This is a genomic window from Enterobacter sp. UPMP2061 (assembly GCF_053709615.1).
This window is the reverse complement of sequence record NZ_JBSKJP010000005.1, coordinates 119832-144022: the sequence shown is the minus strand read 5'-3', so window position 1 is coordinate 144022 and position 24191 is coordinate 119832. Positions and strand designations below refer to the sequence as shown.

The 24191-nt window shown below is 55.2% G+C and carries 24 protein-coding genes; 9 read left to right on the top strand and 15 right to left on the bottom strand.

Annotated features, from left to right (window positions below):
• The first annotated feature begins 19 nt into the window (after positions 1 to 19).
• The 3 genes from ACWKXX_RS12710 to ACWKXX_RS12700 are packed head-to-tail and all read left to right on the top strand — an operon-like array spanning position 20 to position 4061.
• Positions 20 to 2545 (top strand): fimbria/pilus outer membrane usher protein, encoded by a 2526-nt coding sequence (locus tag ACWKXX_RS12710; protein WP_261665850.1) that lies wholly within the window; start codon positions 20 to 22, stop codon positions 2543 to 2545.
• Positions 2536 to 3054: a fimbrial protein gene (locus tag ACWKXX_RS12705; RefSeq protein WP_261665851.1), complete on the top strand. Its 519-nt coding sequence runs from the start codon at positions 2536 to 2538 to the stop codon at positions 3052 to 3054. Before ACWKXX_RS12710 ends, ACWKXX_RS12705 begins: the two co-directional genes overlap by 10 nt.
• Positions 3054 to 4061 (top strand): fimbrial protein, encoded by a 1008-nt coding sequence (locus ACWKXX_RS12700; RefSeq protein WP_261665853.1) that lies wholly within the window; start codon positions 3054 to 3056, stop codon positions 4059 to 4061. The genes ACWKXX_RS12705 and ACWKXX_RS12700 overlap by 1 nt, the downstream gene beginning before the upstream one ends.
• A 1-nt stretch (position 4062) precedes the next feature.
• Here ACWKXX_RS12700 and ACWKXX_RS12695 read toward each other — a convergent pair whose 3' ends face one another.
• A complete protein-coding gene (locus tag ACWKXX_RS12695; protein WP_045339825.1) occupies positions 4063 to 4587 on the bottom strand; it encodes a lipocalin family protein in 525 nt (174 codons plus the stop codon).
• 117 nt (positions 4588 to 4704) lie between these two features.
• Between ACWKXX_RS12695 and ACWKXX_RS12690 the strand changes: the two genes are divergently transcribed.
• The 4 genes from ACWKXX_RS12690 (at position 4705) to ACWKXX_RS12675 (ending at position 8237) form a co-directional block, all read left to right on the top strand.
• The gene (locus ACWKXX_RS12690; protein WP_032103799.1) at positions 4705 to 5430 is read left to right on the top strand and encodes a MerR family transcriptional regulator; all 726 of its coding nucleotides are present in this window, start codon (positions 4705 to 4707) and stop codon (positions 5428 to 5430) included.
• 99 nt (positions 5431 to 5529) lie between these two features.
• Positions 5530 to 5940 (top strand): hydroxyisourate hydrolase, encoded by a 411-nt coding sequence (uraH, locus tag ACWKXX_RS12685; RefSeq protein ID WP_017693985.1) that lies wholly within the window; start codon positions 5530 to 5532, stop codon positions 5938 to 5940.
• A 102-nt stretch (positions 5941 to 6042) separates the two neighbouring features.
• A complete protein-coding gene (locus ACWKXX_RS12680) occupies positions 6043 to 7002 on the top strand; it encodes a YbgA family protein (RefSeq protein WP_017383648.1) in 960 nt (319 codons plus the stop codon).
• 146 nt (positions 7003 to 7148) lie between these two features.
• On the top strand, positions 7149 to 8237 hold the full coding sequence (locus ACWKXX_RS12675; protein ID WP_023295682.1) for an AAA family ATPase: 1089 nt from the start codon (positions 7149 to 7151) through the stop codon (positions 8235 to 8237).
• A gap of 28 nt (positions 8238 to 8265) precedes the next feature.
• Here ACWKXX_RS12675 and ACWKXX_RS12670 read toward each other — a convergent pair whose 3' ends face one another.
• The 14 genes from ACWKXX_RS12670 to ACWKXX_RS12605 form a co-directional block, all read right to left on the bottom strand.
• On the bottom strand, positions 8266 to 9219 hold the full coding sequence (locus ACWKXX_RS12670) for a GlxA family transcriptional regulator (RefSeq protein WP_017383650.1): 954 nt from the start codon (positions 9217 to 9219) through the stop codon (positions 8266 to 8268).
• Positions 9220 to 9244: 25 nt separating this feature from the next.
• Positions 9245 to 10024, bottom strand: a complete 780-nt coding sequence (locus ACWKXX_RS12665; protein ID WP_017693987.1) for an MBL fold metallo-hydrolase — start codon at positions 10022 to 10024, stop codon at positions 9245 to 9247.
• Between the two features lie 89 nt (positions 10025 to 10113).
• Positions 10114 to 11364: an HlyD family secretion protein gene (locus ACWKXX_RS12660; protein WP_017693988.1), complete on the bottom strand. Its 1251-nt coding sequence runs from the start codon at positions 11362 to 11364 to the stop codon at positions 10114 to 10116.
• 6 nt (positions 11365 to 11370) lie between these two features.
• Positions 11371 to 12120, bottom strand: coding sequence for a hypothetical protein (locus tag ACWKXX_RS12655; RefSeq protein ID WP_261665854.1), 750 nt, complete (start codon positions 12118 to 12120; stop codon positions 11371 to 11373).
• Positions 12117 to 14213: a peptidase domain-containing ABC transporter gene (locus ACWKXX_RS12650; protein WP_261665855.1), complete on the bottom strand. Its 2097-nt coding sequence runs from the start codon at positions 14211 to 14213 to the stop codon at positions 12117 to 12119. The genes ACWKXX_RS12655 and ACWKXX_RS12650 overlap by 4 nt, the downstream gene beginning before the upstream one ends.
• Before the next feature lie 67 nt (positions 14214 to 14280).
• Complete coding sequence (locus tag ACWKXX_RS12645) at positions 14281 to 14466, bottom strand: hypothetical protein (protein WP_001196016.1); 186 nt, start codon at positions 14464 to 14466, stop codon at positions 14281 to 14283.
• A 23-nt stretch (positions 14467 to 14489) separates the two neighbouring features.
• A complete protein-coding gene (locus tag ACWKXX_RS12640) occupies positions 14490 to 14684 on the bottom strand; it encodes a hypothetical protein (RefSeq protein ID WP_000644465.1) in 195 nt (64 codons plus the stop codon).
• Between the two features lie 73 nt (positions 14685 to 14757).
• Positions 14758 to 15411 (bottom strand): hypothetical protein, encoded by a 654-nt coding sequence (locus tag ACWKXX_RS12635; RefSeq protein WP_126498975.1) that lies wholly within the window; start codon positions 15409 to 15411, stop codon positions 14758 to 14760.
• Between the two features lie 6 nt (positions 15412 to 15417).
• The gene (locus ACWKXX_RS12630; RefSeq protein ID WP_032672168.1) at positions 15418 to 17016 is read right to left on the bottom strand and encodes a hypothetical protein; all 1599 of its coding nucleotides are present in this window, start codon (positions 17014 to 17016) and stop codon (positions 15418 to 15420) included.
• A complete protein-coding gene (locus ACWKXX_RS12625; RefSeq protein ID WP_047062541.1) occupies positions 16994 to 19594 on the bottom strand; it encodes a CS1-pili formation C-terminal domain-containing protein in 2601 nt (866 codons plus the stop codon). Before ACWKXX_RS12625 ends, ACWKXX_RS12630 begins: the two co-directional genes overlap by 23 nt.
• A 6-nt stretch (positions 19595 to 19600) precedes the next feature.
• On the bottom strand, positions 19601 to 20278 hold the full coding sequence (locus ACWKXX_RS12620; protein ID WP_015570085.1) for an EcpB family pilus assembly chaperone: 678 nt from the start codon (positions 20276 to 20278) through the stop codon (positions 19601 to 19603).
• Between the two features lie 45 nt (positions 20279 to 20323).
• A complete protein-coding gene (locus ACWKXX_RS12615) occupies positions 20324 to 20947 on the bottom strand; it encodes a common pilus major fimbrillin subunit EcpA (protein WP_003860995.1) in 624 nt (207 codons plus the stop codon).
• Positions 20948 to 21227: 280 nt separating this feature from the next.
• Positions 21228 to 21659 carry a hypothetical protein gene (locus ACWKXX_RS12610; RefSeq protein ID WP_261665856.1) on the bottom strand — a complete coding sequence of 144 codons (432 nt, stop codon included), beginning with the start codon at positions 21657 to 21659 and terminating at the stop codon, positions 21228 to 21230.
• A gap of 3 nt (positions 21660 to 21662) precedes the next feature.
• Entirely contained in the window at positions 21663 to 22475 is an 813-nt protein-coding gene (locus ACWKXX_RS12605; protein WP_015570087.1) for a winged helix-turn-helix domain-containing protein, read from the bottom strand.
• Between the two features lie 374 nt (positions 22476 to 22849).
• Between ACWKXX_RS12605 and ACWKXX_RS12600 the strand changes: the two genes are divergently transcribed.
• Together ACWKXX_RS12600 and ACWKXX_RS12595 are read left to right on the top strand one after the other, a co-directional pair.
• A complete protein-coding gene (locus ACWKXX_RS12600; protein WP_017383657.1) occupies positions 22850 to 23434 on the top strand; it encodes a fimbrial protein in 585 nt (194 codons plus the stop codon).
• Between the two features lie 52 nt (positions 23435 to 23486).
• Positions 23487 to 24179 carry a fimbrial biogenesis chaperone gene (locus tag ACWKXX_RS12595; protein ID WP_015570089.1) on the top strand — a complete coding sequence of 231 codons (693 nt, stop codon included), beginning with the start codon at positions 23487 to 23489 and terminating at the stop codon, positions 24177 to 24179.
• Positions 24180 to 24191: the final 12 nt, after the last annotated feature.

Genomic DNA, 24191 nt, shown 5'->3' with positions numbered 1-24191 from the left:
AACAGTAAGGCGTGACCACATGAAAATTAAAATCCTGTGCGCCACGGCGATCGCCCTGGTGATTCGGCAAGCCGTGGCTGCCGAAAGCGAGCTGCAATTTAATCCTGCGTTTCTCAACGGCGAGCGCGCCAACAGCGCCGATCTCGCCTGGGTCAACGCCGGGAGCGCGTTGCCGCCGGGCGAGTACAATCTTAACGTGTATATCAACACCCAGTTCGCGTTCACAGGTAACGTCACGTTTCGCGTCGCTGAAAACACCGCCGGTGAAGCCCTGCCGTGCCTTACGCCTGCGCAATTCGCCGCACTTGGCATCGACAGCCGTCAGGCTAAAGGGGGTGAGCTGCCGCCTGCGCAGCGCTGCATTTTTTTAACCCGGTCATTCGCCGTTACCCGGTTTGATTTTGACCAGAGGACGCTTACCCTCAACTTCACCGTACCGCAAAGCGCGATGCGTGCTCTGCCGCGCGGGTACGTCAGCCCGGAGAGCTGGGAGTCCGGCATCCCTGCCGCGTGGCTGAACTATGTGGTCAATGGCGCGAATAATGACTACCGGGGCGAGACGCGCACGCGGGAACAACAGCTGTTTGTGAGCCTCAACAGCGGCGCCAACCTGGGCGCATGGCGGCTGCGTGATTTCACCACGTGGACCAAAGAGAGTAACGAGCTCACCCACGTCCAGACCTGGCTACAGCGGGATATCCGCGCCCTGCGTGCCCAGGTTTATGCCGGTGAAACGTTCACCTCATCGCAGGTGTTTGACGCCGTTGGCCTGCGTGGGGTTGCCCTGAAGACCGATGACAATATGTTGCCCGCCAGCCTGAGCGGTTACGCGCCCGAAGTGCGTGGCATCGCGCGCAGCAATGCCACGGTGACGGTTCGCCAGAACGGTAACGTCATCTATCAAACCTCCGTTCCGCCGGGGGCGTTTGTGCTGAAAGATCTCTATCCGACCTCTTCCGGCGGCGATCTCGCGGTCACCATTCAGGAGAGCGACGGTAGCCAGACGCAATACACCCTGCCCTTTGCCAGCGTGCCGAATCTGGTGCGTAACGGTCAGGTCAAATATGCTCTGGGGGCGGGGAAATACCGCCCTGCGGGCAATCAGATCTCGCCCTCCTTCGCGCAGGGCGAGCTGTTCCTGGGCTGGAGATACGGCCTCACGTTTTATGGCGGGGCGCAGTTTTCCGATCGCTACAACGGCCTGGCCTTCGGTATCGGGCAGAATCTCGGCCGCTTTGGCGCCTACTCCCTCGACCTCACCCATGCCCGCAGCCAGCTGGCTGATAACCAGCACTACACCGGTGATTCGGTGCGCCTGCGGTACAGCAAGCTGCTGAACGATATCGGTACGCGAGTCAATTTCTTCTCGCTGCGTTACTCAACGGCAGGGTTTTATACCCTCAGCGATACCACTTACAAAGGTATGGCGGGCGGAGCGCCAAAACAGACCGTGGAAGACGATGGCACCGTCACCACTCACTACGACACGGTTTACAACCTGCATATGTCGCGTAAGGCAAAAAATCAGCTGCTGTTGTCGCAGCCGATGGGCGAATACGGCGCGCTGTCGCTGTCCTGGGATCAACAAACCTACTGGAATACGTCAAAAACCACGCAAAGTTTGCAGTTCGCGTGGAACGCGACGTTTCGTAACCTGTCGCTTGGCATCAGCGCCCAGCGTAGCTCTGGCCTGTACGACAACAAGAAAGACAATATCCTCGCGTTGTCCCTGTCGGTGCCGCTGGGTAACCCGGCGCTGTCGACCCGTCTCCGTTTTACCGCTACCCATGCGGATCCCGCTGGCACCACCGCCAGTACCGGTGTCAGTGGTTATCTGCCGGGGCAGGAGAATCTTTTCTATAGCGTCAACCAGCGCTACAGCGCGCAGCAGCACTACGGCGGCGATGCCGCGCTGCAATACGAGGGCGCGTGGGGAGACTATAACCTGGGCTACAGCTACGCCGGTGACTCCCGCAACCTCAGTTACGGGATGAGCGGCGGTGCGGTGCTGCATGAGGATGGTCTGACGCTGAGCCAGCCGCTCGGGAACACCAATATTCTGGTGAAAGCCCCGGGCGCCAGTCATGTCGCCGTGCTCAACCACAAGGGCATCAAAACCGACAGCCGGGGCTATGCGGTGATCCCGTACGCCACGCCGTATCGCGTTAATCAGGTTGCGCTGGATGTCACCACCGTGGGCAATGACGTGGAACTTGAGAACGCCATCGCCAATAAAATCCCCACCGACGGGGCACTGGTTCGCGCCACCCTCACCACGCGTCAGGGGGCAAAAGCGATGTTTATCGTACGTCACGCTAAAGACGTGCTCCCCTTCGGTACGCTGGTCTCGTCAGAGGATGACAAAGCCAGCGGTATCGTCGGCGACGGCGGCAGCGTGTATCTGACCGGCCTGTCAGCGGAGGGAACATTGCATGCCGTATGGGGGCGCAACAGCGCCCAGCGCTGCACGATCCGCTATGCGCTGAACCCGCAGAATTATCACGCCCGCACCGGGCTTTATTCCCAAGAGGTCATATGTCAGTAACCATCCGGTTCCTCCCCCTGATCCTGCTGATGTTCATCACCGTTCCCGCGCGCGGCTATGACGTGCTGGTTTCCGTGACCGGCAACGTGATCGGCAATACCTGCATTGTCTCGGAAGATTCGAAGGAGCAAAACGTGCCGCTGGGCACCCTCGGCGTGAAGCAATTTAGCGAGGCGGGCGCGGTCAGCAATATCAAAACGCCCTTCACGCTCACCCTTGAAGCATGCGGCCCCACCTTTGCTGGCGTGAAAATCCGCTTCAGCGGTACGCCGGATGACGAGAACCCGCAGCTTCTCAAAGTCGCTGACGGCGGCGCGACCGGCGTGGCGGTGCAGATTCTGGATAAAGACAGCGTACTTATCCCGCTGGACACCCAAACCGCTGCTTACGGCGCGGAGGGGGATGACAGCGTAAAAATGACCTTCTATGCGCGACTGGCCGCCACGGGTGCGCCAGTCAATGCCGGAGACGTTTCGGCAGTGGCGACCTGGACGACGGAGTATCAATAATGCGTTTACTGTTTTTAGCCCTGTTTTTCATGTCCTCTCAGGCACTTGCCCTCTCCTGGACATCGGATATCACCCTTTCGCCAACGCCCATGTCGTGGTCCGGCCCGGCAGACTCCATCGTGCCTGGAAAGACGATCGGCTCTGAATGGAGCGCCTCTGCGAGCGTCTCGGAAGTGTTCTGGTGCGGCCTGGTATTTACCTGCTCCAAAGGGACGCTGGAGCCGAGCAGCAGTATAACCGCCACCGGCATCACGGTTATTCTTGATGGCGCAAATTACATGGTATTTGAAACGGGCGTGCCCGGCATCGGCTTCATTCTTGGGCTTAAAGATTATAACGGCACCACCTATGTCCCGATGCAGACGGGCATTACGCAGAGCTATCCGGCCGATGGGACTAACGGTTACGCCACCGCACTGGGCTGGTCGGCAAAAGTGACGTTTATCAAGACCGGCGTTCCGCTGAAATCCGGCGTATACCAGACCCCGACCATTAACGCGGCGATCCTGACGGCCTATAACAACGAAGTGAAAACCGCGCAGGTGATCATCAACCCCACCACCATCACGGTGACGGCAAGCGGCTGCACGGTAGGCACAAAAAGCGCCAACGTCGACCTGGGCACCATTGATGTTCACACGCTGCCCAGCGTAGGCAGCACCTCGCCGTCGGGGGAGTTTAACGTCAGCCTGACCTGCGATGAGAACGTGGCGGTTAACGCAGTGATGACCGATCAGACCATACCGTCAAATACCTCGTCGGTCGTGACGCTGACCGGGGACTCCACGGCCTCCGGCATTGGCGTACAGTTTTTCTATAACGGTACCGGGCCGCTGATGATGGGGCCGGACAGCTCGTCCGCAGGTACGACGGGACAGTTTTTCATCCAGACCACCAGCTCGGCACAAACGCTGTCCCTGCCGTTCCAGGCGCAGTACATCCGAACCGGTGAACTGGTCCCCGGCTCGGCCAACGCCCTGGCAAGCATCACCTTTTCGTATCAGTAGGTTAGTGCTTCACCCACACCAGCTGATCGACCCGGAAGCCCAGCTCGCGTGCGGTGTTCAGGTAGTCCTGTTTTACCGCATCCGGAATGGTCGGGGTGCGCGATAAAATCCACAGATAGTCGCGGTTCGGGCCGCTGACCAGCGCGTAATGGTACTTATCATCCAGCTTGATCACGTTATAGCCGCCGTAGAACGGGCCGAAGAACGATACCTTCAGCGCAGCCGTGGTCGGTTCGCCGGTAAAGTACGCCTTTCCTTCGCTCTCATTCCATTTTTTCTTCACCGGATCGTAGCCGCGGTTCAGTACACTGATACCGCCATCGCTGCGCTTGCCGTACGTCGCGGTGACCTGTTCCAGACCGCGCTCGAAGCGATTTTCCAGTCGGGCGACTTCATACCATTTGCCGAGATAGCGGCTGGCATCAAAGCCGGTAATGGGCTGCACGCCTTTCGGCGGCGTGGGAGATTTACAGGCAACCAGCGTCAGCGCAATGGCGACACCGGTAACGACAGGCCATAGCCTCATGAGAACTCCTTTCATTTACGCGGTTGGACGTTAAGTGTAGCGCACCCGTGCGGCGCTTCATCCCGTCGGGGAATATTCGTAGTATATTGAGACAACTCCTTCTCTTCGGATGCAGACATGGCTTACTCCATCGGCGAATTCGCCAGACTCAGCGGCATCACCGCCACCACGCTGCGGGCGTGGCAGCGACGCTATGGCTTGCTCAAACCCGAGCGTACGGACGGCGGTCACCGCCTGTACAGCGATGAGGACGTTCAGCAGGCGCTGAAAATCCTCGACTGGGTAAAAAAAGGCGTACCCATCGGTCAGGTAAAATCACTGCTGGAACGCCCTGCGCCGCGCCGCGCCAATAACTGGCAAACCCTGCAACAGGCCATGCTGCAAAAGTTGCAGGAGGGGAAAATTGAGTCCCTGCGTCAGATGATTTACGACGCCGGACGCGAATACCCAAGGCCAGAGCTGGTCACTAACGTGCTGCGTCCGTTGCGCAGCCAGATATCGGCCAACGTCGCCGCCGCCATGACGCTGCGTGAGATCCTCGACGGCATCCTCATCGCCTATACCTCGTTTTGCCTTGAGGGCGATAAAAAAGCGCCGGGCGATAACATCCTCATCAGCGGCTGGCATCTGAACGACCCCTGTGAGATCTGGCTAGAAGCTCTGACGCGCACCGGCCAGGGCCACCGCATCGACATACTGCCGGTTCCCCCTGCCGCGCTGGCCCCGGAAATTTTCCCGGACCGCAAATGGCTGCTGGTCACCAGCGGTAAACTTACCGCCGTGCGGAAAAAGCAGGTTGCGCAGTGGCAGCAGCAGGTTTCCCTTGAGGTGATTATCCTCTGATTATTTTCTGCTGAGGCAATCTTCACGAAAAGTTGAATATTTTTTCGCACAGCGAGTGCTAACGTTTTCCTGTCACCGACAACTCAACAGGAAAACACGATGAAAAAGACACTCCCTCTGATGATGCTCGCTGCAATGGCTTTCGCGCCTGCCGCGTTCAGCGCCCCGGCAGGCACCCTGAGCGTTCACGTTCTGGACCAGCAAACCGGTATGCCGCCAGCGGATGTGGCCGTCACGCTGGAGAAGCAGGAGCAGGACAAGTGGACCCCGATTGCCAGCGGTAAAACCGACCACGACGGGCGCATCAAATCGCTCTATCCGCAGGATCAGGATATGGCGCCTGGCGTGTATAAAGTGACCTTCAAAACCGCCGATTACTTCCACGGTAAAAAGCTGGACTCCTTCTTCCCGGAAGTGCCGGTGCTGTTCACCGTCACCCGCACCAATGAAAAACTGCACATCCCGCTTCTGCTCAGCCAGTACGGTTACTCAACCTACAAGGGCAGCTGATTGCTCTTGATTTTAAAGACGATTTAAAAATAATCCCGCCAATACTTGGACAAATACGCATTGTTGTGTAACTTTTAGGTATGAGATCGGGAGGTGCACACCATGACAACAAAACCTGTGCTGGGTATTAGCGGATGTTTGACCGGTTCCGCCGTTCGCTTTGACGGCGGGCATAAGCGTATGGGCTTTGTGATGGATGAGCTGGCGCAGTGGGTCGCTTTCCGTCCGGTATGCCCTGAAATGGCTATCGGCCTGCCCACGCCTCGTCCGGCGCTGCGTCTGGTGATGACCACCGGCGGCGAGACAGAAATGCGGTTCAGCAAAGCGCCGCACGATGACGTCACGCAGAAGATGGCCGCATTTACGGCAGATTATCTGCCGAAAATCGGCGATCTGGCGGGTTTTATCGTCTGTGCAAAATCGCCCAGCTGCGGCATGGAGCGCGTGCGGCTGTACGACGAAAACGGCAACCGGGGCCGCAAGGAGGGTGTCGGGCTGTTCACCGCCGCCCTCCTTGAAACTTTCCCCTGGCTGCCCGTCGAAGAAGACGGTCGCCTGCACGATCCGGTACTGCGGGAAAACTTTGTTGAGCGCGTTTTCGCTCTCCACGAACTGAACATAATGCGTAAAAATGGCCTGACGCGCCGTGCCCTGCTGGACTTTCACAGCCGCTATAAGCTTCAGCTTCTGGCGCACCATCAGGCAGGCTACCGTGAAATTGGTCCGTTCGTGGCATCACTGCACGAGTGGGACGATCTGGACGCGTTTTTCGTGACCTATCGCGACAAGCTGATGACCATCCTGAAAAAACCCGCTTCGCGGAAGAATCACACTAACGTGCTGATGCACATTCAGGGCTATTTCCGTAACCAGCTGAACAGCCGCCAGCGTGGAGAACTGCGGGATGTGATCCTGCATTACCGGGACGGGCTGCTGCCGATCCTCGCGCCGCTGACGCTGCTGAAGCATTATCTGGCTGAATACCCTGACCGGTATCTGATGACGCAAAACTACTTTGATCCCTATCCTGATGATTTGGGTCTGCGTCTGGCCGTTACCTGATAAGAAAGAAGCGAAGGCCCTGTTGACCCACAGAGGCCCAAAGCAGTACCCCGTTTAGACGACACCCTCACTGTCGTCTTTTTTTTGCGCTCAGCGTAGAATACTGTAATTCTGTACAGGTTAAGCGTGCGCAGCGGAGTACCCCGATGATCAAAAATTTGCATATTCAGAACTACCGCTCAATTCGCGATATGTCGCTTGAGCTGGAACAGCTCAATATCGTGTTCGGCCCCAACGGCACCGGAAAATCCAATATTTATAAAGCGATTTATCTGATGCACAGCGCGGCGCAGGGGCAATTCTCCCAGGCGCTGGCGAACGAGGGGGGAATTTTGAAAGTGTTCTGGGCGGGCAAAACCCGCAGCGACCAGCTGCGACGCATGAACCTGGCGGTGGAAACGGAAACCTATGAATATGAGCTTCAGGTCGGGTTCGTGGAAAAGCTGCCCTACCCCTCACAGTTTCAGCTCGATCCGGTGATCAAAGAGGAATCTATCTGGCTCGGCGGACAGCACCGTCGCCCGTCGTCACAGCTGATGAAGCGTAAGAATCAGGCGGTATTCCTGAACAACGTGCATCACGAAAAAGTGACCCACAGCGGTACGCTGTATGAGAACGAGTCGGTGTTCGGTCAGCTCGGTGAACCGCACCTCTACCCCGAAGTGTCGCAGATGCGCGAGTCCCTGCGTAACTGGCGATTTTATCACGAGTTTTCCGTCTCATCCGGCTCGGCGATCCGTGCCCCGCAGGTGGGCTTTCGTTCCCCGGTGCTGGCCAGCGACGGCGCGAACCTGGCCGCCGCGTTTCAGACCATTGTCGAAATTGGCGACGAGCTGCTGCTGATGCGCATTCTCGACCAGGCCTTCCCCGGCTGCGTGTTTTACAGCGACAACACCGGCGGGCGCTTCCGCATGATGATGCAGCGCGAGGGGCTGAGCAGACCGCTGGAACCGGCAGAGTTCTCCGACGGCACGCTGCGTTTTTTGTGCCTGGCGGTGGCGCTGTTAAGCCCGCGCCCTCCCGCATTCATCGCCCTCAACGAACCGGAAAACAGCCTGCATCCGCAGATGCTGCCCGCCCTGGCAAGCCTCATTGCCGAGGCCAGCCGCTATTCGCAGATCTGGCTCACCAGCCATTCGCCGGAGCTGGCGCATTTGATTGAGAAGCACCGATCGTTTTCGCTGTATCAGCTGTCGATGGCGGAGGGGGAGACGAGGATGGAGAGGCTGGGGTAATTGCCAGGTGGCGCTACGCTTACCTGGCCTACTGGCGAGTACGAAACGTCTTGCGCCACTCCGCCGGGCTGACGCCAAAGCGCGCCTTAAACTGCTGCCGATACGTCACCGCTGATAAAAACCCCACCTGCCCGGCGACGTTTTCGATTGGCAGGTTGCCGGACTCCAGCAGGATCTGGCTGCGCCGCAGGCGCTCGGCGGTAAGCCAGTCGGCAACGCTCATGCCCGTCGCCTTGATAAAATGGCGGGTCAGCGTGCGCCGGCTCATCGACACCACTTCCGCAAGAGAGTCCAGGTTATGCGGTTCGGAAATATGCTGCTGAAGGTAGTCAATCAGACAGTTAATCCGCCCATCACGGGTATCTTTCGGCACAGGTTGCGCAATAAACTGCGCCTGCCCGCCCTCTCGGTGCGGCGGGACGATCATCCGGCGGGCAATCTGATTGGCGACGACGCTGCCAAAGCGCTGACGGATGATGTACAAACAGCAGTCGAGCGCGGCGGCGGTACCCGCCGAGGTAATCATATTGCCGTCATCCACGTAGAGGGCGTTGATATCCAGTCGGACGTCCGGAAATAGCGACTGGAACTGGCGTTCAAACTCCCAGTGTGTGGCGGCCCGTTTGCCGCTGAGTATGCCCGCATAGCCCAGCACAAATGATCCCAGACACAGCCCAACAATTTCCGCCCCGTTGTCTCTGGCCTGAACCAGGCTGTCGAGCAGCGTCTGAGGCGGGCGCTCCAGAACGTGCTGCCAGTAGGGTACAACCACAATTTCAGCCGATGCGATCGCGGAAAAATCCTGCGTCGCATGCAGGGCAAAACCGTCTTTCGAGTTCAGGAATCCCGGTTTTTCAGCGCAGATCGTGACGTTAAAGCGCTTTTCCCCGGATACCGTGTCGCCAAACAGGATGCAGGGGACGGAGTAGTGGAACGGGCTAAACCCGTCCACCGCGACAATGGCAACGTTAATAAGCGGCATCTGTCTCTCCTGTCCCGTTTAACAGTCAGAATATAACGGTTTCGCCGTCCTGGGGAATGCTCACCGCGTCACCTGCCTCGTTGGCATCAACATACTCGCGCAGCGCGCGGCGGGTGAGCAGGCAGTGGTTGAGAGCTTCCATATGGGTCGCCACGATTTTCGCCTGCGGCAGCAGGAAATGCACGTTAAGCAGATCTTCTTCCCCCATGATAATCGGCCCAAACCCAATGACATGAGCGTAACCGGCGTTGAGCACGACGATATCCGGCTGGTGCTTTTGCAGATCGGCCGCCACCGCATCGCGCCAGATGGTATCCCCTGCGATATAAAGCGTCTTCTCATCGGGATGACGGAACACCACGCCGCAGGCTTCCCCCAGAAACTCTGCCAGCTCCGGCACGGCGTAAGCGCGGTCAGTACCGTGCTGGCCGCCGTGGGTTTTCACTATCCGGATATCGCCGTACGTTGTTTCCCCGGTCATGATCGTCAGGTTGGTAAATCCCTGGCTGCGCAGCAGCGCGGCATCACTATCATTTTGCACGTAGATCGGCTTGCCTTTGGCGATCAGCTCAACGGCGTACTGATCCCAGTGATCGGCATGGGTATGGGTGACGATCACCGCGTCAGCATCCAGAAGCGTTTGAACGTCAACGGGAAGATCGACCATCGGGTTGCGAATATCAGCCCGCGCCGTGCCGGGAAAACCCGGATAAGTGCCTTTTGGCGCCAGCATTGGGTCGATTAAAAAGCGTTTTCCCGCGTAAGTGATCAGCTGGGTGGCATTGCGAATTTGCGTAATGTTCATGGGCTATCCTCCGGTTGGTATGAGAAGGAGAATAGCCCCAGGGTGCCGTTAAGAATGTGGGCTAAAGGGCGATGATCGATGAAATCGGGTCAATCGATAAACCGCTTGCGTACCCTTTCCAGCGGCGCAATCAGCAGATTGATAAGCGGCTTACGATCGATAACGATATCGGCGTTCACCGTCATTCCGCCCATCAGCATGCGCTTTTTCTTGTCCGGGTCGGTAAACCAGGAGGGGACGCGCACTTTAGCCAGGTAGTAGTTCTGCCCCTCCTGGAGCGGGATCAGCGCCGAATGGGCATCAATGTTTACCTCATAGAAATCGGACAACGTCGCTTCCACGGAACCGTATTTGTCTACGGGCCAGGAGTCGAAGCGCAGCTTGACCTTATCGCCTTTCGCCACGCGCCCCACCCCCGTTGCCGGAACATACAGGTACCCCTCCATCGTCGCCGCGGTATTTTTACGGATCACCACCACCACCTCGCTATTTTGCGTAATGGCCCGGCCAGGCGGGAAGTTAATCGCCACCACGTAACCGTCGGAAGGGGCCAGCATCGCCATGGTGGAACTTCCCCGGCTGGACAGGTTGCGGTCAATTTCGCTGATGCGGTTTTTCACATACAGCTGCTCTTCGCTCAGAGAGTCAATTTGCGACTGGGTGCTGTCGGTCAGGCTGGTTTTTCGTGCCTCAAGCTCAAGAATAGTGCTCTCCTCCAGCGTCAGGTTGAGCTGCGCATTGAGCACATCGTTGTGGCTTTTATCGAGATCCACTTTGGATACATAGCCCTTCCCGGAGACGGATTTCCACGCCTCGTAGGTGTCGGTGCTGTTTTTTAACAACGCGCGCAGCTTCTTCACCTTATCGCGGGAAACGGCGATCTGCTTGTCAGTGAGAGCCAGCTGCTGCGCCAGATTTTTGCGATACGACGCAATCGAGTCCTCAATGGCCTGGATACGCTGCTCGCTGCGCTTCTTCTCCGCTTCCATCTGCTGGCGGTCAAACTGCACCACCGAGCCCTGCTTGCCGCCATAGTCCTGTGACACGGTGAACAGCGGATCGTTTTCCTTCACGTACTGACCTGGCCGTACGGCAAAATCCACAAGCGTACCGGACTCCCGGGCGCGGACTTCCACATCGCCCTGCGCCGGGATCAGCACCCCGCGTGCCAGCGTGGTTTCCGAAAAGTTAAAGACAATCGCAAAGACCAGCAGGCAGAGAAAAAAGGTGATGAACAAGGTCAGCACGGCTTTCAGCCGTGGCGCGTTGATGTGATAGCTTTTTGAGAAATGATGCGGGATCAGCGCCCGCCGCTGTCGGCTTCGGTTTTTTAATTTCACGATATGTCATCCATGATAAATCACTGAAAGATCGTCCCATGCACTCCAGAGCGTGGGGGTTTTGCGCAGCGCGTTCAGCGTGTCGGCGGCGGCCTGACGGTAATCCTCTGGCGCATACGCCTGACTCTCCAGCCCAAACTCCGCCATGTGCAGCGAACAGATCGGCAGCAGCGTTCGGACGCTGTAGCCATAGCGCGATAAAAACCGCGTTGAGACGTCCGTTAACCACGCCTTTTGATCCCCAGCCTGGGTGGAGAACAGCGGCGCATCCGGCAGGCGTTCGTCCATCAGCAGCACCGTCACCAGGCGGTGAGGGGCGAAAAACGAGCTGGCGCGTCGGCCTTCGTGCGCGGCCATTAGCTTATGCAGCGCAGGGTGACGGGTAATAAACTGAAAGCGCACATCGGCTGGCGCGGTGGCGAGCAGCGCATCCACGATCAGACCAAAGCCCGCCCAGCGCATTCCCAGAAGCAGGGTGCGAGATGAACTGTAAAACGCCTGCTCCTGCGTCCACTGCGCCACGTACGCGTGCAGATCGAAGCGGACGTTGCGCGCCCAAAGCGCGGGCGGGAAGATCTGCTCCACGAAGTTAAACCCGCTCAGCTCATGGGCGTTCTGATGCAGAAAATCAGCCGGGACATCGGCCTCCGGGCAGCGCATAAACTGGCTGTAGTTTTGCGTGATCCGGTTTGCCAGCAGCGTGCGCCCGGCCTGGCGCGCGCAGAGGCGCGCATAGAGACGCGGCAGAAACATCATTGCTCACTCTCCCGCAGGGTGCCATTTTCCATGGTATAGAGACGCCCCTGACAGCCCACCACGTCCGGCGAGTGGGTAACAAACACCAGGCCAATCCCCAGGCTACGCAGGTTCGCCAGCACTTTCTGCGCGGTCGTTTTATCCAGGTTCGCCGTCACTTCGTCACAGAGCAGAAGCTTAGGCTGGCTGTACAGGGCGCGCGCCAGAACCAGACGCTGCATCTCCCCGGCAGAGAAAAAAGTGTTCCCCGGCAGCATCTCCGTTTCGTAGCCGTGCGGCAGCCTGGCGACGACGTGGTCCACCTCCGCCAGCCGACACGCGGCAATGACCTGCTCTTTATCCGGTGCGCTGTCAAAGCAGGCGATGTTGTCCAGAATCGAGCCGGTGAAGAGAATATCGTCCGCATGGACAATGCGGATGTGCTGACGCAGCGAGGAAAGATCGCACTCCTCAATGGGGATCTTATTGATCCGCAGCGTGCCAGACGATGACAGCAGCATGCCGGAGATCAGACGCAGCAGCGTGGTTTTTCCCGACCCGCTCTGGCCCACAATCACCGCTTCTTCGCCCTGCTTCAGGGTCATATTGATATGCTGTAGCGTGGCCTCCCGGCCAGGATAGGCAAATGAGACATCCTCAAATTGCAGACAGACCGGCGAGGTGACAATCCGCTTCCCAAACTGGCTGGTTTCAGAGGGGGCAAACAGCAGGTCGCCCACGCGATCCAGCGGCCCCTTGAGGGCATTTTTGTCCAGCAGCTTCTGCGCCACCTGCACCATGGCATCGGAAAAATAGCGCTTATAGCTGATATAGGCGTAAAGCATCCCGATGCTCATCTGCCCTTCCAGGATCAGCCACGCGCCAAAGCAGACCACCAGCAGCTGCTCGGCATTGATCACCAACAGCGAAGCCACGTCAAAGCGGGCCAGCAGCCGCTCTTTACGCATCAGCCCGGCGATGTGTTCGCGCTGGGATTTATCCATCACCGCATCCCGGGCCTGCTCCATATTGTTCGCTTTGAGCGTAATGATCCCTTTCTGCGTCTCCACCAGCAGGGATTCATACTGGGCGGTGCGCTCGATGGAGTCATCCACCGCGCGTTGATAGGGGCCGATCAGCGAAAAGCGGATCAGGAAAAACACGCCCATCAGCAGCATCGTCAGCAGCGCAATTTTGACGTTATACAGCAGCATAAACAGCAGGCTGGTGACGGCGATCAGGCTGGAAAAGATAATTTGCACGTAACCATTGCTGATGAACTCCGCGCAGGCGTGGAGCGATTTCTCAATAGCCAGCACGATGCCCGGCGGGCGCGAGCGGAACCAGCTGGTCTGGGTGCGCAGCATGTAGTGGCGCACGGACTGGCTTAAATCGTCATAGGCAATGTTACGCATCAGGATCTCAAGCAGCTGCTTGAGGAATTTACCGATGACTTCAAAGATAAAGACAATAGCGAAGATCGCGGTGAGCAGGATCACCAGATCGCTGTCGCTGCGGGAAATGGCCTCATCCATAATCAGCTGCACGTAGGTGGGGCTTGCCAGCATGGTGATGAGGGTAAAAATACAGAGCACAAACAGCAGCAGCTGGCGCTGGAACAGGCTCGGGGATTTATTGGCTAACCGGCCAAGCGTGAGCTTTTCATCCGGGGATTTCTTTTTGAAGCACGGCGTGGGCTTAAGCTCAAGAACATAGCCGGAAAAGAGTTTTTCCGCCTCTTTCTGACGGTAACGACGCACGCCGCTGGCGGGGTCGTGAACGGTCACGCTGCGGCTGTCGATCTTCACGATGACCACGAAATGGTTGCCGCGCCAGAAGGCGATGAGCGGCAGCTCAGACGTTTCTATTTCAGTGATTTCGCCTTTAAGCACCCGGCCAGACATATTTTTATCGCTGGCAAGGGTCATCAATTCCGCCATTGAGGTTCCCGCATCGGCGGAAACGGAAATCTCCCGGCGCAGCTGGCTGACGGAGACATGGTGGTCGTAGTGCCCCAACACCATCGCCAGGCAGGCCAGTCCACATTCGGTAAATTCATGCTGGCGAATAACAGGGGTCTTACCCTGTTTTTTATACTGAAAGAGCGAAAACATAATGATCCGTGGCTGAAATAAAAAAATGGCCCGGCAATGCGGGCCATGCGTACAACGTGCTTCTCGCTTAGGCGCTGAAGAAACCGCCGATGAAGCCGCCCACCAGGCCGAATACGCCGCCGATGGTGCCGCCCAGCGCGCCTAACATCTGGCTGCCCGCGTTATAGCCCGCGCTTGCGCCCTGAATAGCGGCAGCAAACGGATCCCAACCACCGATGATGGCCTGTGCTTTTTTGAAATCGATAACTTGCATAATACTTTTCCTGTTAACGTGAATTAGTTGTAGCTACCAACCAGCGCGCCCAGGAAGCCCATTGCGCCACCCAGAACTCCGCCAACCACACCGCCAACCATGCCCATGATGCTGGCGCCAGTGTCGTAACCCAGCTGTGCACCTTTAACCAGACCAGCGAACGGGTTTAACGCGCCGCCAATAATGTCTTTCGCTTCTGTGAATGAAATCGCTTTCATTTTTATCTCCTGTAGTGATGGATCTTTAGCATGATGCTAAAGGCTAATTTCCTTTTATGAAGGAAAGCGGTTGCTACGGGCAGGTGGTCAGCGGAATGATTTTATTGCCATAAATAATCATTCGCCTTGCAGCCTGCCCGGCATTATCTATTTCCAGCCGTTGCCCCGGCGGAATATATTTTGAATTGTTGTATTGCGTACTGCACCCGACCGAGGAAATATATTTAAAATAGGTATTCCCGGTATTACTCACCACCCCGTTGCTAAACGCATAATCAAAATGTCGTGTCCATGGACGGACAATCAAAATAGCCTCAAGCGAGACCACCACATCCGACTGGATGCGCTGGCCTTTGCGCGTGATAACCTTTGCCTGGAGCGGCGTCTCGGTGAATTTTACGCGATAGTATCGCTCTTTGTTGTCATGCGGGCCGGTATAATAAAATTTAAAACCCGCGCGTTCACCGCTCCCCAGCGTTAATTGCTTAGGCGAATACATGACTTCGCCGTCTTTTATTTCGGTTTCTTTTCCCTTCTCTTTAGGAACGTCTACCTGCATAAGCGAAACGGTATAATTCTGACGCTCGCTGGTATCGTTTTTTATCGGCTGAAAAACAACTTCTCTTTCGGGAAGAAAATCAATATTCAGACTTTCGATAATTAAAGCATTTGCCCCTGTGGAAATGAAGCAATTTATTGCAAAAATAGCCAGGAATTTTCCAGTCATGGTTGATTAATTCCAGGATGCGCTAACATCTATTCTTCCCTGCGCGGTCACTTCGCCAAACCAGCTATTTCCGTCATAGGTGGTTTTCGATACCGGATTATCCATAACGAACTGGAGGATCAGCGGCGTTTTCCAGAGCCACATATCGGTCACGCCGGAACTCATTTTGTCCCACTCTTCCGCATGGGTGGCCGGCGCCGGGATCGACAGTACTTCGCCTTTACAGTTGTGCGCCATCAGCGTCTGGCTTTTCCCCACCAGCACGTTACCCGGAATGGGAACCGTGAAGCCGTTGCCGCTAAAGGCGCAGTAGTCCACCCCATTCAGGCTTTGGGTAGGCCCGGTTACTTTTACCGTGACCGCAATCGCCGCATCTTTTTGCGCCCCGCTGTAGGTGATGGTGTAGGGGATCTCAATGGGCGCTTCGCCGATAATGCCTTTCCCGGAGCCGCCCAGACCGTCAGGATCGAGGGTGTAATCCGGGTTGTCTGGCACAATCTCCAGCCCGGGCTCGATAGGGTTAATCACCAGGCCGCCCCCCGGCTGGAAGCAGAAATCCGCCGCCAGCGAGCTGTTGCCGGGCGTCAGACACAGGCTGACGATATTGCCAATGTTGCTGCCGTCCCCCGCCTGCGCCACGCTCAGAATTAACGCTTTCGGCAAAAAGATTTTAAGGGACGCTTTGCCGCCGTTTTTCTGCGGCGCTGCAAGGAAGGTGTTCGCCAGGACACGCGTATCGCTCAGGATACCGCCGGAGATACTGTACCAGGTGTTTTCATCGAAGGTCAGCTCGGCGGCAAGCCCGGTGCCGCCGCTCATGTGCGATTGCAGCACGCTGTTGACGCGGGAAGAGGTGAGCGCCAGCCCCCCGTTGTAACCGGAGATGTCCTCCCCAACAAACGTGTATTCGAGCAGGTCGCACAGGACGCCAGAGACCGTGTTGCGGGTGTATTTGGTGCAGGTGGCCCCCGTTGATCCATCGACAATCGTCACCTCACCGCTGATCGGGTCAATCCCCAGGTTAAGCGCCCTGGCGTTGGTCATGGTCAGCGTGCCCACCTTGTGAAGCGTATTGGTGGTGGTCACTTTGTTGATAGAGCTGATTTGCGGCGTGGAGGTGATGGTCACTTCATCCCCTGGCGCGGCGTTGAGCAGATAGTTAAAGAACGGATCGCCCAGTACCCAGCGCCCGTATGACGTGCCGGGCTCCATCACCGGCGGCTTAACCACCATCGACGTGTCGGTATAGCTGGTCGTCGGGGTGTACCCCGTGTTGCCGCAGGACGAGGAACACGCCGTCCCTTTGAAGAACGGAGAGGCGCTGGAACCGGTCACCGAAAAGTCGATGGTCAGCGCGCTGCCTGCCGGACCGCTGTAGCTGTTGTCCGGGATGTAAGTGGCGATACCGTTATTCGTTTTCGCACTCAGGGTCGGCCACTCGCGCGAACCGTGTAAAAACGCGGTCGACGTGCTGTTCAGACTAAACAGCCCCGCGCTGTTTCCCGTACCGTTATTGTCCGGGTTATTAATGGCTAAATAGGGCAGCTCCTGCGCCTGGGCCGCCGCGCTCATCAGCAGTAAATTAAGAGCGAATATCTTTTTCATCGTCACGTTCCTGCGTTCCTTTTGCTTCCTGCCAGACGAAATCGCCTTTGTCGCAGGAGATGTCCCCGAGCCACAGCGCACCGCGGTTAGACTCGATGTCCAGGCGCACTTCGCAGACGCTGTCGTCCGGCGTGGCGATACTCAGGACAGGGTTGTTCTTATCAACGTCGATCACGAAGCGTCCGTCGTTTTCCGTCCGGGTCAGCCCGACGTGGTTTTTGATCTGCATGGCGCCAACCGGGGCCCCGTTTGCATCCACAAGACGACCAAACAGGGTGACGATTTTCTTCACCTGCGGCTTCATCACCACGGTATTACCCGGATAAACCGTGATATGGCGACGCGCATTCGCGCCAATCTCATAGCTTTCCGTACCGGTTTCACTGTTCATCACTTCCAGGTCATAAGCCTGGTATGCCGGCAGCGACAGCCAGGTCTTATCCCCTTTGATGCGTTCTGCCCGGCCGTTAAGCTTCAGGGTCAGCGCTTCATCAGATTTGAGACCGGTACTGACAATCACCCCTGCGCTTTCGGTGCCTTTCCCGGCGGCGATGGCCTCTTTGGACCAGCCCACGCTGCCGTCACTGGTCAGCGTGGAGTTCCAGCCTTTACTCATGCCGCTCTGGACGCTGAGGATGTTGCTGTTCCACGGCGTGTCGAAGTTCACGCTGCCGCCGCCGCTTACGCTGCGATCCTGGCGGCTGTTAAAGGCTTTCGAGACGTTGGCGGTAGCCGATTTCAGGTAATCGCCCTCAAACTGGCGGCTGGCGCTGACGTTCAACGCCGTGCCGGTATCGCGATTGTGGGAAACGCCAACCGACACGGTATTGCCGAGCGGTATGGCGAAATCGAGCATTACGTAACGATCTTTCTCTTCGTAATACCCGTCGTATTTGTTGCGCGACATCCCCACCCGCAGGCGCGCCGTACCGTAGCGACCGGCGTATAACCCCTGGGAGTAGTCCAGCTGATAGCGTTTATAGCGATAGAGGTCGTCTTCCTGACGCATCAGGCTCAGGTTGCCTGCCGAGGGCAGGCCGAATGACGGCAGGCTAAAGGAGGCGCCCCAGGTGTTGCCCTTGCTCTCATAGATATCCAGGAACTTGCCGCTGGAGAGCTGTTCATGGGAGTACCACACCGAGCCGATCTGCCACGGCAGGCTGAGATTCGCCCCATAGTTGGCGCGATACGTTCCGTCGGAGGCGGCCATGGTCTGGGTATTCACCGAGAAATAGCCCGTCAGGTTCAGGGAGGCCCACAGCTCGCTGACGATGTGTTCCCGCATCATGTAGGTAGAGGCGTTCCAGTCGACCATCCCGCTGCGCTTGCTGAACGAGGCTCCCACCAGCGACATGGTGTCTTTATGTTTGGTGTCGTAATCGTAGTAGTAGGTGTTATCCTGCTCGTTTTTGCGTTTCGCGTATTTTTTATAATTGACGACGGATTTATCGCGGCTATACATCCCGCCCCACATCTGCCAGCGCAGCGTTTCCGACACGTTGCTGGAGAACGGTTTATTTACGGTGTACATGCTGCGCGACACGGTGCGGCTTCCGCTCACCACTTCAACTTCGACGCTGTAGATCCCGTAGGGCAGGCTGCTGGTGTCAATTTCATGGTTGCCGACGTCAAAGCGCTGAATGCCGATAAGCTGCCCGTCACGACGAATACGGGCCTCGCCCGCCGTGGGAAAATAGACCACCACCGGCGTCAGAGAGAGCGTGTTATCGCGCTTGCGGGAGTTGGCCTGGTTGCCCATGGAAACGCCGTAGACTTCACCGCCGGAAATCCCGCTGACGCTCGCCAGAGACTGCATCGCCCAGCCGTTCAGCATGCCCGCGGCGTAGCGCATCCCCTGATAGTCGCGCTCCCACATAACCGCGTTCATCTGGGTATCGCTGCTGTTCTCGTTGACGTAGCCAGAGCCGTCGATCAGCACATGATCGACGCCCATTGAGATCCAGTTTCTCGCGTTCAGATAGCCCGACGACCAGCTGTCACCGTAGCCGCTCTCGGTGTGATACGCTCCGAGGTTGTAGGAGAACGTGCCGCTCAGGTCGTCAGACTCCGGCGCATCAATGTCCACCTCACGCGGGCGAATATTCACCCCGTAGTCGCTCTGCGACAGATTCAGCAACAGGCGCATTTTTTTCTGATCCAGTTCGAACGCCGAACCCGCGCTAACCGGAATACGCATCTGGTCATCAAACTGCTTATCGTTAATGCTTTGCAGTAACGCCCGCATCTCTTTTGAAAGACGAATGCCGTTATCAGACTCCTGGACCTGAACATCCCTCAGCCCCAGCTTCAGATCTTTTGCAAAGAGCGTCACGTCACCGATACGAACATATTCGCTCGCCGTGCCTTCGTGGTTCCCTTGTTGTGCTGAGTGTGGACGCGTATTTACCAGATAGACGGGAATTTTGATCCCCTGCTCCAGCAGTGCATAAAGCGAGTCGGGAAAACGGTAATTAGCGATAACCACGGAGCTTGAGGCTGCATGCGCAAGCGCAAGCGCGGGCAGCGTGCCGGATGCGCAAGCCATCATCACCGGCAACACTAATTTATTTTTCACCATGCATCCTTACTTAACAGGAATGAACTGTTTCAGGTCCCATATTCCGAGATGAAAATGGTTATCCGTAACGTTGATATCCTCGATAGCGCGCGAGGTCTCTGGCATCAGGTAGAAGTTTTTGCTACACGGCGTGCCGGGGGATTCCGGATTCGGCTTCAGGCAGGTCCCGGTCGCATTGACGCGAAACGAGGTGTTCCCTTTATTGGTTATTTTTCCCGCCACATAGACGAAATCAATCTTCTTATCCCGGGGCTGAACCACCAGAATGGTGCTCACCACCGCACGCGTCATCCCGGTGCCGTTTTTTGGCGAACCGCTGTCCACCTCTTCGCTTACCCCTTCATCCGTGAAGGTAATGCGGTAGTAACGCTCTTTGTTATCGGCGTTCCCGTGATAGTAAAATTTGACGATATTGCTGGTACCGGCGGGCATTACCATGCGCGTGGGCGTCAGCAACAGTTCGTCCACTTTCTCCGGATTAATGACGATCCCTTCATCCATTGGGCTGCTGATCCGCTGTGCGCGAACAGAAACAATACGCACGCTGTCTGCTTCGTTTTTTATTTCCTTGGCGGTGGAGTCAGCATCCGCAGAAATAATGGTGGTGACTTTTCCCACATTAATGGCCAGCGCGGAGGAAGAGATAAATAATAAAAATAAGAAGGTGGATTTGAGGTTAAACATGCTATTTCCCTAAACAGGGGCTTGCGCCCCTGGATCGATCAGGCCTTAGCCCCAGGTTGCGCGGAACGCAACAGACACGGTCCCTTCCCACAGGCTGTTGGTCAGGTCTTTGAACTCTTTCGCAGTACCCGCGTTGTCCTGAGCGGAGTCAACGTAGAAGACGAATTTGTCCTGGCCGGTAATTTCGGTATCTGCCGCCGCGCCTGCGCTGGTGGTCAGGTTCCACAGGCCAGAAGAGACGCCGGTGTTAGAAGAAGAATCAACCAGCGTGGTCCATGCGGTCGATTTCGCCCCCACGGTGCCACCGATAGAGCCCAGGTCGTTACCGCCCCAACGCGCACCCACTTTCAGCTTGGTCGCTTCACCACCCACGCTGAACAGCGTGTTGTTTGAATCGTCGAGGATAGCTTCGAGTTTGAAGCTGGTCGCCGTAGAGTGATCGCCACGGATAGCCACATCAAACAGACCGGTATCGGTGTTGAAAGATTTGGTATTGGCGCTGTAAACGAAGTTCAAAGCACGCGTTGGCGTAACAACCAGATCGGATTCGCTGTCTTTGGTCGCGGTTGCCTGCCAGGTGGCAGAAGCCGTCGTTTCAGCTGCATTAACTGCGCTCAGGGCAGAAACAGACAGCAGGGAGCCCAGAACGATAGCGTTCAGTTTGTTCATTTATTTAGTCCTTCAAAAAAGAATCCACGTGTATAAAAAGGGGAGCCCCTTTTTCGAGGCGGAGTATAGACAGCCGCAAAATAACGAGGCAATACAGAAAAATTCACTCGACGGAGAGCAACAATAAAAATATAAATAAATTTCTCGTATCTTATTGTTACGTATTGAGTAAATTACTCAATTTCCCGAGTAATAGATAAATATCGATTTTTCAATAAAGAGAAATATCAGGACGTCGGGACAGCCACACACATCATTACAGGCAACACCAGCCCCTTAATTAACCACGCATGTTTTTTACGCTGGTAATATAGAAGAAGTTGATATTATCAAGTAACATTTCGTTTACAACGCCATCCGGCGCCGCATCATCTTCAGATTTATTCAGCTTTTTATCCTTAATATAAAAGATATTGCTGCCGTCGACTTTTTCCACGCTGAGCGTGTAATTTCTGTCAATCAGGTAGCTTTTGCCCTCTTTCTTGAGTACGCCTTTATGAATAACCGTCACAACATCTTTGTTGTTAAACAGGAAAAGCGTGGTTAGCGACATATCGGTTGACTCACCCGTGGAATAGGTTTTCCAGGAAATGGTATCTGACTGGCAGCCAAACCCCTCATCCTGCGTTCTGGTAAAATAGACCCATAACAACGCGATGACAGACAGCGCCAGTACGATACTGAACAGTACACTCATTTTAGTCCGTGACATATTTTAACTCCCGGTCAGGCTTCTGTAAGAAATGCAGTTCTTATAATCGTCGATACTGTCCTGCTGATAACAGATGGCCAGGAAATAATTTTCTATCTGCGACTTTTTAAACCTGGAATAGTAAGCATCTGCAACCTGATGTTGACAGTCGATATGTTGACTGGCGATGACCTCTTTTACGTGATTAAAGTAGTGCTGTCGCGGCTGATACATATTCTTATCGATCAGGTATATCGTACACCTGTCCACTTTACCGAGCAGATGCATATCAGAATCTTTCAGGCTCTCGGCATAGGAATCCCGCTGGTGCAATAGTAAAACAGCGGTGCCGGTAACAATAATTAGTAATAACGTGCAGAGAGAAATAAAGAGTCTGTGCAGCGATATTATTTGTTTAGGCGGATCGGCATCTTTCTTATGCGCTAGCGTATCGAATGCTTCAGAGGCAGATTCTTCGCTAAGCGTTGAAATAACCGGCGGCCTGACCGTGTGATGTTCAATATGCGCGGCAAGGCTAAATCCCTTGCCACGTATCGTTTTTATCAGTAAAGGGTCGCATCCTAATGTACGAAATGCTTTTCTGATTTCACTTATGGCAACATTCAGACTCACCGAAGAACCAGAGAAACCATGATCCTCCCAGACCTTCTTTATCAGGTCGTCTCTGTCGAGTGTTTTACCATTATTGATGATAAGTTCATAAAGCAGACGACCCGCCTGGTTAGATAACTTAATGGATGACTCTTCCTCTCCATTAATCATGATCATACCGGTGTCGACTTCATAAAGCATTGTAAGATCAATGAGATACTTCATATTATTATTACGCCATTGTTAAATTTTTGTGCATTTGCCAGGCAATAATAAGTCTAAAGTTTGTGTGGTCAAGTCGCGTGATATTAATTGAGAGATGAATTCATAAAGCTTCATTAATTAACGATTATTAAAGCATTAATAAAAATCTTCGAACCAACGCATTTAGGTTAAAACATTAAAAAAAACATACTGACAAGATTATAATCTTAAACTTTAGAAGTTGTTGGAATAATGTTTTGTTATGTACTTTTTTAGTGCAACATAATATCGTCAAAGCATTCTCCCGAGTCGCCATGCGTCTAGCCGGTACATCAGGGACATGTGTAGCCGATTAACATTCATTTTAAATAACACAAATCTTCATGGAGTTTATCATGTTCAAATCGATCATGACCGTATCACTGCTGGCCGCCGCTATTGCCTCTACCAGCGCAGTGGCCGCAGACAATTCGGCGGGTGGTATCATTAACTTTACCGGCGCTATTACCGATACAACCTGTACCATTAACGGCGGTAAAAGCGCGGACTTTACCGTTGCGCTTTCCCCTATTTCGGTAAAAGATGCGGGCACCACGGTTGGCCTGATCACCCGAAATAAAAAATCTATTGCGCTGACATTCTCTGGTTGCTCACCAGCAGCCGGAACGACCGGTACCCCGCTAAAAGTTTATTTCTCCAGCGCGGATAATATTTCCACTGACGGTAAATACCTGCTGAATAACAGCGTGAACGAAAGCGATGCCAGCGTGGCACGTAATGTCGGCTTTGCGTTAGTGGAGCCAGGTTCGTCTACGCCTATTACCCTGAACCAGCCTTACACGACAAATATTATGGGTACAGCGACCGCGCCAGATTCCGAAACGCTGACGCTGGACGTTTATTACTATAAAACAAACGCCGCTGCCGCCACCGTGGGCGAGTTAAGCTCCAACGTAACGTATACCATTTCCTACCTGTAATAGTGATTATTCAGGCTCTGTTTTCGCAGAGCCTGTATTTAAGGTTGCAATCATGCGCAAGGCAATTTTGCTGGCAGGCTTACTGCTAAGCACGGGTCACTCATGGGCCAATATTGTCATTAATGGCACTCGTGTCCTTTATCCTGAAAATAACAAAGAGGTGATCGTCCAGTTAATGAATACGGGCGATGCGCCGGCTCTGGTACAATCCTGGATAGATGACGGTGATATTAATTCCACGCCGGAAACAGCCAATGTGCCGTTTCTGTTGTCGCCGCCGGTGATAAAGGTTAACGAACATAATGGTCAACAGCTTCGTATTAAAAAGCTGCCGTCCAGCTTGCCTGCGGATCGCGAATCCGTCTTTTTCCTGAATGTCCTCGACATTCCGCCCAGACCTGAAAATCTGCAAAACCAGAATACCGTTCAGCTGGCGATTAAATCCCGTATCAAACTTTTTTATCGGCCCGCTGCGCTGAAAGGTACGCTGGATGACGCGGTGGCGAAACTGACGCTCGCCGCCGACGGCGATCGCTTTCGCATTACAAATAACAGTCCGTTCCATATTACGGTCGCCAATATTTCGCTGGGTAAAACGAAATTGCTCCAGGAGTCCCCGATGGTTTCCCCGTTTGGGCAGCTGACGGTCGCCGCCAAAAATACGGTTAAGCGCGGACAGACCTTCCAGCTGATGTATGTGGACGATCTTGGCGCGTATAAAACCCGGACTTTCACCAGTCAGTGATCGGAAAGACTC